The 9933-nt window shown below is 68.4% G+C and carries 8 protein-coding genes; 6 read left to right on the forward strand and 2 right to left on the reverse strand.

Annotated elements, in window-relative coordinates; genetic code table 11:
* The first annotated feature begins 33 nt into the window (after window positions 1-33).
* A complete protein-coding gene (locus GO615_RS26485; RefSeq protein WP_169132852.1) occupies window positions 34-351 on the forward strand; it encodes a hypothetical protein in 318 nt (105 codons plus the stop codon).
* Window positions 352-355: 4 nt separating this feature from the next.
* Window positions 356-1081 carry a hypothetical protein gene (locus GO615_RS26490; RefSeq protein ID WP_169132853.1) on the forward strand — a complete coding sequence of 242 codons (726 nt, stop codon included), beginning with the start codon at window positions 356-358 and terminating at the stop codon, window positions 1079-1081.
* A gap of 6 nt (window positions 1082-1087) precedes the next feature.
* Here the strand turns inward: GO615_RS26490 and GO615_RS26495 are convergent, their stop codons facing one another.
* The gene (locus tag GO615_RS26495; RefSeq protein WP_169132854.1) at window positions 1088-1552 is read right to left on the reverse strand and encodes an Lrp/AsnC ligand binding domain-containing protein; all 465 of its coding nucleotides are present in this window, start codon (window positions 1550-1552) and stop codon (window positions 1088-1090) included.
* A gap of 134 nt (window positions 1553-1686) precedes the next feature.
* On the opposite strand from GO615_RS26495, the gene GO615_RS26500 reads away from it, so the two are divergent.
* Both GO615_RS26500 and alr read left to right on the forward strand, forming a co-directional pair.
* Complete coding sequence (locus tag GO615_RS26500) at window positions 1687-2988, forward strand: D-amino acid dehydrogenase (RefSeq protein ID WP_169132855.1); 1302 nt, start codon at window positions 1687-1689, stop codon at window positions 2986-2988.
* The gene (gene alr, locus GO615_RS26505) at window positions 2985-4046 is read left to right on the forward strand and encodes an alanine racemase (RefSeq protein ID WP_169132856.1); all 1062 of its coding nucleotides are present in this window, start codon (window positions 2985-2987) and stop codon (window positions 4044-4046) included. The genes GO615_RS26500 and alr overlap by 4 nt, the downstream gene beginning before the upstream one ends.
* 75 nt (window positions 4047-4121) lie before the next feature.
* On the opposite strand, the gene GO615_RS26510 is transcribed toward alr, so the two are convergent.
* Window positions 4122-7208, reverse strand: a complete 3087-nt coding sequence (locus GO615_RS26510) for a putative bifunctional diguanylate cyclase/phosphodiesterase (RefSeq protein ID WP_169132857.1) — start codon at window positions 7206-7208, stop codon at window positions 4122-4124.
* A gap of 417 nt (window positions 7209-7625) precedes the next feature.
* Here GO615_RS26510 and GO615_RS26515 point away from each other — a divergent pair, with 417 nt between their 5' ends.
* Window positions 7626-7970 (forward strand): DUF2249 domain-containing protein, encoded by a 345-nt coding sequence (locus GO615_RS26515; RefSeq protein WP_169132858.1) that lies wholly within the window; start codon window positions 7626-7628, stop codon window positions 7968-7970.
* 178 nt (window positions 7971-8148) lie between these two features.
* Window positions 8149-9558, forward strand: coding sequence for a diguanylate cyclase (locus GO615_RS26520; RefSeq protein WP_169132859.1), 1410 nt, complete (start codon window positions 8149-8151; stop codon window positions 9556-9558).
* Window positions 9559-9933: the final 375 nt, after the last annotated feature.

Below are 9933 nucleotides of genomic sequence, written 5' to 3' on the forward strand. Positions count from 1 at the left end.
AGATGTGTATAAGGGACAGGCCTCAGACCGACCATGAATTCCCCTGCACACCCCCTGGCCGCCGCCCTGCTCGCGCTCGTGCTGGCCGCCCCGCTGAGCGCGGCAGCCCAGTCGCGCATCCCTTCGCTCGACCGCAACGACCACCTCGGCGAAGTCGGCCGCGCCGCGCGCCAGAAGGCCATCGAGCGCTTCGACGGCGCCGACGCCGACAAGGACGGCAAGCTCACGCGTGAGGAAGTCACGGGCCGCTTCACCTACCTGAGCGACAATTTCGAGCAGCAAGACAAGAACCGCGACGGCTTCCTCGACTGGGAAGAATTCATCGGTCACGACCGCTGGAAAAAGGAATAGGACAATGCCTCGCCGGCCCGACCCTGCGTCCTGGCTGCGGCGGGTTCTCGCCGCGGCGGTGCTGGCCTTCGCCAGCGCGGCAGGCGCGGGAGATCTCGGCCCGCTGCTCGAACGCATCGAGCGCGCCTATGGCACCGTCACCCCGCCGAACACCATCCTGCAGCGCGGGCACACGCTCTCGCACAGCCGTGGCGAAGGCGCCCTGCTGCGTGCGTACCGCGGCGCCGAGCGCTTCCGCATCGAGATCCACTACCGGTCCGGCACCGAGACCCGCATCATCGACGGTCCGACTGCGTGGCAAAGTAGCAAGCCGATGAGCGAAGCCTTCCGCGGCGCACTCATCCTGCAGGCGGCACGCGTGGCCCTGCCGTGGAACCTGTTCGCGGCACGCGCGCAACTGCGCGACGGCGGCGAACACCGTGCCGGCGACGTGCGCCTGCATTTCGTCGAAATGCCGCTCGGCAACAACCTGCGCATGGTGGCGGAAATCGACCCCGAGTCCGGACGCATCCTGCGCTCGCGCGGCATCCTCACCCACCCGGGCGGCAGCGAGATGGTGTTCGGCACCGTGTACGAGGACTTCCGCACCGCCAGCGGTCGCCTCTACGCCGCCGTTGAACACCACTACGCGATGGGCCGCTACATCGGCCGCTCGGTCATCGAGTCGGTCGAATACGACGCGCCGATCGCCGACAGCCTGTTCCGCCCGGATATCCCCGGCCTGATCTGACGCCGCTCATTCGGGCGGGATGTACAGCGTCTCCTTCAGCTCCTCCATCACCACGTAGCTGCGCGACTCCGCCGCCGACGGCAGCTTGAGCAGGATGTTGCCGAGCAGGCGCCGGTATTCCCCCATCTCGGTGATGCGCGCCTTCACGAGATAGTCGAAGTCGCCCGACACCAGATGGCACTCCATCACCTCGGGCACGAAGCTCAGCTCCTTCTTCACGCGGTCGAACACCTCGCCCGACTTCGCCGACAGCTTGATCTCCACGAACACCAGCAGGTTCTTGCCCAGCGCATGCGGATTCACGTGCGCGTGATAGCCGGTGATCACCCCCTCGCGCTCCAGGCGCCGCACGCGCTCGGTACACGGCGTCGCCGACAGGCCGATCTTCGCCGCCAGATCGGTCATCGAAATCCGGCCGTCCTTCTGCAGCAGATCGAGGATCTTGCGGTCGATACGGTCGAGTTCGCGCATTTCACTAATCCGGAGAAAAACACCGCCCAAATATACGTCAATTCACTAGATCACACATATATTCAAGTGAATTTCACTACCAAACCATCACTAGACTGGCGATATTCAATGCACCGGAAATCATGGAGTCAGTCATGCGCGTTCTCGTCCTCGGCAGCGGCGTCGTCGGCACCACCACTGCGTACTACCTCGCCCGCAGCGGCGCCCAGGTCACGGTCATCGACCGCCAGCCCGCGCCGGCGCTCGAGACCAGCTACGCCAACGCCGGCCAGGTCTCGCCCGGCTACTCCACCCCGTGGGCCGCGCCCGGCATCCCGCTGAAGGCCATGAAGTGGCTGTTCCAGCGCCACGCCCCGCTCGCGATCCGCGCCGACGGCAGCCTGTTCCAGCTGCGCTGGATGGCCGAGATGCTGAAGAACTGCACCGCGAGCCGCTACGCCGTGAACAAGGAACGCATGATGCGCCTGTCCGAGTACAGCCGCGACGTGCTGCGCGACCTGCGCGCCGACACCGGCATCCGCTACGAGGAACGCACCCGCGGCACCGTACAGCTCTTCCGCAGCCAGGCCCAGGTCGACGCGGCCGCGCGCGACATCGAGGTGCTGAAGGAATGCGGCGTGCCCTTCGAGATGCTCGACCGCGACGCGCTCGCCGGCGCCGAACCGGCGCTCGCCGCGGTGCGTGACAAGCTCGCCGGCGGCCTGCGCCTGCCCAACGACGAGACCGGCGACTGCCAGCTGTTCACCACGCGCCTCGCCGAAAAGGCGCGCGAGCTGGGCGTCGAGTTCCGCTTCGGCCAGGACATCCGCGAAGTGCTGGTGGGCGGCGGCGACGTCATCGGCGTGCAGGTCGGCGACGAGGTGCTCGCGGCCGACCGCTACGTGCTCGCCCTCGGCAGCTACTCGCGCCAGATGCTCAAGCCGCTGGGCCTCGACCTGCCGGTCTACCCGCTGAAGGGCTACTCGCTCACCGTCCCGCTCGTCGACGCCGCGAAGGCGCCGGTGTCGACCGTGCTCGACGAAACCTACAAGATCGCCATCACCCGCTTCGACGACCGCATCCGCGTCGGCGGCATGGCCGAGCTCGCCGGCTTCGACCTCTCGCTCAACCCGCGCCGCCGCGAAACGCTGGAAATGGTCGTCGGCGACCTCTTCCCCGGCGGCGGCAACCTGCCCGCGGCCGAATTCTGGACCGGCCTGCGCCCGATGACGCCGGACGGCACCCCCATCGTCGGCGAGACCGCCTATCCCCAGCTCTACCTCAACACCGGCCACGGCACGCTGGGCTGGACCATGGCCTGCGGCTCCGGGCAACTGGTGGCCGACCTCGTCACCGGCCGCCAGCCGGCGATCCGTCATTCCGATCTGGGACTCGCGCGTTATGGCAAAGTAGCGGCTTCCCGCTCGCAAGGCCTTAACCTTTCTCCCGCCGCATGAGACCCGCCCGCGCCCTGATCGACCTCGACGCCCTGCGTCACAACTACCGCCTCGCCCGCGGCCGCCACGGCGGCCGGGCACTCGCCGTCGTCAAGGCCAACGCCTACGGCCACGGCGCCGTCGCCTGTGCGCGTGCCCTCGCCCCCGAGGTCGACGGCTTCGCCGTCGCCTTCCTCGACGAAGCCCTCGAACTGCGCGCGGCCGGCATCGAGCAGCCCATCCTGCTGCTCGAAGGCATCTTCGACGCCGCCGAGCTCGACGAGGTCGTGCGCCACGACCTGTGGATGGTCGTGCACCACGCCGAGCAGATCCGCATCATCGACCACGCCAAGCCGGCGCTGCCGCTGGACGTGTGGCTCAAGGTCAACAGCGGCATGAACCGCGCCGGCTTCATGCCTCACGAGCTGCGTGCCGCCTGGCAGCGTCTCAAGGACAACGGCCGGGTCGGCAGCATCACGCTGATGACCCACTTCGCGCGCGCCGACGAACCGCACGTGCTTGCCACCTCCGAGCAGGTCGCCGCCTTCGACGCCGCCACCCGCGACCTGCCGGGCCCGCGCAGCCTCTCCAACTCCGGTGCCATCCTCGGCTGGCCCGACGCGCACCGCGACTGGGGGCGCCCGGGCATCCTGCTGTACGGCGCCGACCCCATGCCCGGCGAGCCCAACGGCCTGCGCCCGGTGATGACGCTGGAGAGCGCCATCATGGCGATCCGCGAGATCCCCGCCGGCGCCCCGCTCGGTTACGGCGCGCGCTTTCGCGCCGAACGCCCGACGCGCGTGGGGCTGGTCGCCATGGGCTACGCCGACGGCTATCCGCGCACCGTGCCGGACGGCACCCCCGTCGCCGTCGACGGCATCCGCACGCGCCTGATCGGCCGCGTATCGATGGACATGCTCACCGTCGACCTCACCGACCTCCCTGATGCGAAGCTCGGCAGCCGCGTCGAGCTGTGGGGCAACAACGTCCCGGTGAACCGCATCGCCGAAGCAGCGAACACGATCGCCTACGAGCTGCTGTGCAACGTCAAGCGCGTGCGCTTCGAATACGCGGACTGATGCGCCCCCTCGAAGATCGCCGTTCGTCCTGAGCCCTTCGCCAAGCTCAGGACAGGCCTGCCGCAGGGCGGGATTTCATCCCGCCACCAGCGACAGCCCGCCGCGCCCGGCCCGCGCCTCCCGGCGGAACAGCAGCCCCTCGAAGGCCTCTGCGCGCAGCGGTTTCGCGATCAGGTAACCCTGCAGGAAATCGCATCCGCGCTCGCGCAGGAAGTCGGCCTGCGCCTGCGTCTCCACGCCTTCCGCCACCACCTTCAGGTCGAGGCTGTGCGCCATGTTGATGATGGCCTCCACCAGGTGCACGTCATTGCGGTCCCCGGGGCAGTCCCGCACGAAGCTGCGGTCGATCTTGACGATGTCGACCGGGAAGCGCTTCAGGTACGACAAGGACGAAAATCCCGTGCCGAAGTCGTCGAGCGAATACGCAACCCCCTGCTCCTTCAGCGCACGCATGCGTTTCTCGGTCGCGCTGTTGGCGTCGACCATCACCGACTCGCAGATCTCCAGCGTCAGCGCCCCCGACGCCACCGCGTAGCAGTCCATCACCTCGGCAACCAGCTCGGGCAGGGCCGGGTCGCGGAACTGCACCCCCGAGACGTTCACCGCGAGGTGCGGCAGGACATGGCCGAGCTCGCGCCAGGCGTGCATCTGGCGCACGGCTTCGCGCAACACCCACGCGCCGATCGGCACGATCAGCCCGCTATCCTCCGCCACCGGCACGAAATCGGCGGGCGACATCGCCCCGAGCTGCGGATGCGACCAGCGGATCAGCGCCTCGGCGCCGAACAGCTCGCCGCTGTCGGCCGCGACGATGGGCTGGTATTCCAGGGTGAAGGCATCCCGCGCCAGCGCGGTGCGCAGGTCCGCCTCGATCTGCATGCGCTTGAGCGCATCGCACTGCATCTCGCGCGCATAGAAGTGGAAGCGGTTCTTGCCATTCTGCTTCGACTTGTACATCGCGATGTCCGCGTTGCGCAGCAGGCTGTGGACGTCGTCGCCATCGTCCGGGAACACGGTGATGCCCATGCTGCCCGAAATCTGGTGCCGCGTGCCCGGCAGCGCGATCGGCTGCTCCAGCACGCCCAGCACCTTCTCGCCGACCGTACGCAGATGCTCGGCGTCCTGCAGGTCGCCCACCACGATCGTGAACTCGTCGCCGCCCAGGCGCGCCACCGTGTCCTGCTCGCGCACACAGCCCTTCAGGCGGCGCGCAACCTCGACCAGCAACTCGTCGCCGACGTCGTGGCCGAGCGTGTCGTTCACCCACTTGAAGCCGTCGAGATCCAGGAACAGCAAGCCCGCCTTGCTGCCGTTGCGGCGCGCGTGCACCAGCGCACGATCGAGGCGGTCGTACAACAGGCTGCGGTTCGCCAAGCCCGTCAGCGCGTCGAAATTGGCCTGGCGCCAGATCTCATCCTCGTGCTGCTTGCGCTCGGTGATGTCGCTGAACATCGCGACATATTCGACGACGCCGTCCTCCTCCCCGCGCACCGCCGACATCGTCAGCCACTGCGGGTAGATCTCGCCGCTGCGGCGCCGGTTCCACACCTCCCCCTCCCACTCGCCGCAGCTCGCCAGCGCCGACCACATCGCGTCGTTGAAGGCCTCGTCCTGGCGTCCCGACCCGAAGACCGTGGACTTGCGCCCGATGACCTCCTCCGCCGCATAACCCGTGATGCGGCAGAACGCCGGATTTACCGACGTGATCGTGCCCGCCGCGTCCATCGTCATGATGCCCTGGCTCGACGCCGAAAACACCACCATCGCCTCGCGCATGCGCGCCTCCGTGAGGCGCCGCTCCGTGACGTCCTCCACCGTGCCGACGCAGCGCGGCGGCTCGCCCGGGAGCACGATGCGCTCGGCGATCTCGCGCACCCAGCGGACCTCCTCATCCAGCAGCACGCGATGCTCGATATCGAAGGGCTGGCCCGCCAGCACCCGCTTCCATGCCTTGCGCACCATCCCGCGGTCCTCGGGATGCACCGCGTCGAGGAGAACCTGCCACGATAGCCGCCGCTCGGCCGCCAAACCGAAGAGCCGTCGCGTCTCGGCGGACAGCTCGAGCCTGGGCTCCTGCGGCAGATAGACCCAGCTGCCGACATGCGCGATCGCCTGCGCACGGTTCAGGTCCGCAGTGCGCTCCTCGACCAGCGTCTCCAGCTCGCTCTCGTGCGCCTTAAGCTCCTCGAGCAGACGCACCAGGCTCGCCGCGAGATCCCCCACCTCGTCGTTGCCGAAGCGCCCCGCACCGAAGCCCTGCCGCGGCCGCCCCGTCAGCGCGACTTCACGGGCCTCGCTGGCAAGCTCCTCGATGCGACGCGTCTGGGCGCGTGCTAGCGCATAACTGCCCGCACCGACCAGAACGATCGCGATCAGGCCCCACGCCACGTGCTTGACGAGCAACATCCCGATCGGCCGCTCGAAGACGTCGGCATCCATGCTCACGCCCACCTGCAGGGGCGCCGACAGGGGCAGCCCCGCACTCACCCCGTGCGCGCTCGTCACCAGCCGCGCCGGGTTGCCCGGGAAAGTACGCCGCACGACCACGCCATCACCTGCCCTCAGCACCACCTCGACGAGACCGTCGTCGTTCAGGTCGAAGGGCGAAGCGGTGCCATGCAACCACTGGCTGAGATTCGCCTCGAACACCAGCGCCCCTTCGAAGGTCCCGGTGGCATTCACCAGGATGGGGACCGCGATGCGCAGCATCACATCCGGGCCGCCATGCTCGATCTCGGCATGCGTCTCGCCGCGCAACACCTTGTCCGACAGCCATGCCACGCCACGAAAGCTCCGCGGCGCCTTGCGCGCGGCGACGGGCTCGCCGCGGTAATCGACGAGGACGAGGTTGTAGTCGATGGTTGCCGCCAGCGTGTGGCGGGCGAGGAAGGGTCTCAGATAGACATCCCGCCCTTGCGAGTCGAGCAGCGCATTCGACAGCAGGGGCTGTCCGGCGAGCGCGGCCAGCTCGCGATGTGCCAGATCCAGCGTGCGCTCGATGCGCTCCGACACCGAGCTGGCGATCTGCGCGAGGTGCCCCGTGGCGATACCTTGCACCAGCGTGCGTGCATTGAAATACGACAAGGCGGCCATCACGACCACGACCAGCGTGGTCAGCGCCGCACCGTACAGGGCGTAGCGGCCGCGCAGACCCAGGCGCATGCGTCTCGGCGCATCCGGCACCGCGAATGCAGGCGGGCGGCTAGCGCGCATCGCCCCCCCGCTGATCCGCGCATGCGGCACGAGAGCCCCTCCACCCCGCACGGCACTGCGCAGCGACAATCCCCATCGCCTCGGCCCTCCGACGCCCGCAAGGACTTCGCCCAGCTCGCTTCATCCTGTTTCTCGAATATGTTCTTGTTTTATTTAAAGGTAACACATAGGGGAAAAACCTGCGCGTCGTCATATCGCGGGCGTGCCTCCACTCCCCTTCGCGCCGCCGACGACGGGGGGCGATTCTTGTTCTGGCTCAAGGCGCGCGGCACCTGCGCCACCTACGATCGGAACCCTGCGGCACCCCCTACCCGTTTGCGCGAGCATCCATATCGCCATCGCCGCCCCAACCCGGAGACCCGACTCATGAGCGAACTGCCCATCCTCGACAACACCGTCTTTCCCTTCGACGCCCGCGGCGTAGCCAAGCGCTTCCGCCACGCCGCGATCTTCGGCGCCCTCGAATCCCTCGAGGATGGCGAGACCATGCGCTTCGTGAACGACCACGACCCCCTGCCGCTGCTCAACCAGATCCAGCAGCGCTACGGCGCCCAGGTCTCGATCGCGTACGTCGCGCGCGAACCGGGCAACATCGTCATCGACTTCCGCATCCAGCTCCACGCGCGCGACCAGGAACCCGCTCCGCTCCCGGCATCCACGGGCGGCGGCTGCGGCGGAGGTGGTGGCGGCTGCGGCTGCTCGGGCCACTGAGCCCCTTGCGGGTCCGGCCGCGCGCCGGGCCCGCGCACCGGCCTCGGGGCCGCTGCCCCCGCCCAGGGTGCATGTGATCGGAATCACGCCGCTCGCCCCGCGATCCCGCTAAAATGCCGCGGATCGCAAACCATCGAACGGAGTGCGGTTATTCTTCACGCACTCGGGACTTGGTCGAATGAGCGAACCCCTGGCCTCAACGGAAACCCCGGCTCGCGACGCCCACGCGTCGCTGCTGCATTCGCTCGTCGCCCAGTCGCCGGCGCTGATCGCGATTCGCGGCAACGACGGCACCTACCTGTACGCCAACGAATCCTTTGCGCAGATCCTCAATGTTCCGGCCGCATCGCTGCCGGGCCGACACGAGGACGATGTGCTGCACACCGCCGGCCTGCCCCGCGCCCTGCGCATCGGCAACGGCGCCTCGGCGGAAGTCACCCACAGCGAAGAAGAAGCCATCGTGGGACTGCGCGCGCGACGCTTCCTCATCACGCGCTTCCCCCTGCGCGCAGGTGACAGCGAAGTCATCGCCTCGGGAATGATTGCCACCGAGATCGGCGCACGCACGGGCAGCCTCCCCAATCCGGCCGAGTACGCCGAGTCGCGCCACGCCGAACTCCTGCATGCCCTCGAGCAGATGGAGCGCCTCGCCTACACCGACCGGCTGACCGGCGCATGGAACCGGCGCCACCTCGAGGACGCCGCGCTGCTGGAAATGTCGCGCGCCGAGCGCCACGGCCACGCAGTTTCCCTGCTCGTGCTGGACGTCGATCACTTCAAGGAAATCAACGACCAGCTCGGTCATGCCGTCGGCGACTACGTTCTCGTCGAACTCGTCCGCCGCATCCGCAGCGACATCCGCCGCGCCGACACCATCACGCGCTGGGGCGGCGAGGAATTCGTCGTGCTCGCACCCGACACCGCCCTGCGCGAGGCCGAACAGCTCGCGCACAAGCTGTGTGCCCGCGTGGCGGAAGCGCGGCTGTCGAGCGCACGGCCCGTCACCATCAGCGCCGGGGTCGCCGAGTACCGTTGCGGCGAAGGCTTCGAGCACTGGCTCGCACGTGCCGACCGTGCCATGTACCGGGCCAAGAACACCGGACGTAACCGCGTCGTCTCCGACCCCTACTCCGCCTTCGCGAGCGACGGCACCCGGCTCGCCTCCTCGCCCGTCGAGCTGGTGTGGCGCGAAAGCTACCGCAGCGGCAACGAGCGCGTCGACCGTCAGCACCGTCAGCTTTTCGAACACGCCAACCGGCTCCTGCAGGCGGTAATCGCCCACGCGCCGCGGGCGGAAGTCCTCGAAGCGATGGAGGTCCTGGTCGAGGACATCACCGCGCATTTCGCTGAGGAAGAGCGGCTGCATGCCTCCATCGGCTATCCCGACCGCGAGGCGCACGCCGCCGAACACGGGCATCTGCTCGCGCAGGCCAATCGACTGTTCGAACGCGCCCGGCTGGACGCCGAGCTCCCCATCGCGGAAGTATTCCAGTTCCTCGCCTACGACATCGTCGCCCAGCACCTCGTGGGCGCCGACCGGCAATACTTCCCCTATCTGGAAACCCCGCCCGCGTCCGCAACGCGGTAATCCGCGGCGATCGGGCGCGCAAGCCGTTCGGCAACTGCGCTGCCAGACCGATACGTTTCGGCACTTTGCTTTCGCCCGGGCGTACCCGATAATCGACCGAAAACAACGAGCCTTGCGCAAGCAAGCGTGACTATCCGCCCTCGTCAGCCGGGCCGGCGGAACTTGCAACCCCGATTCGGCGTCGACATGGGGCCGGTCGATTCGGCCCCGCGCTGGATGGCGTGCGGGCAACCCAACCGTCAACGCACACCAGACAGACGATGAACGAGTCCATCGACGATGGCCCCTCCATCGGCGTCCCTCCACCGCGGGGCTGCCGAACCGCCGCGACCGCTGCCGCAGGCGGAAACAGCCACGCCGCGATCGCCCTCCTTG

This window comes from Aromatoleum evansii, assembly GCF_012910805.1.
GTDB lineage: Bacteria > Pseudomonadota > Gammaproteobacteria > Burkholderiales > Rhodocyclaceae > Aromatoleum > Aromatoleum evansii.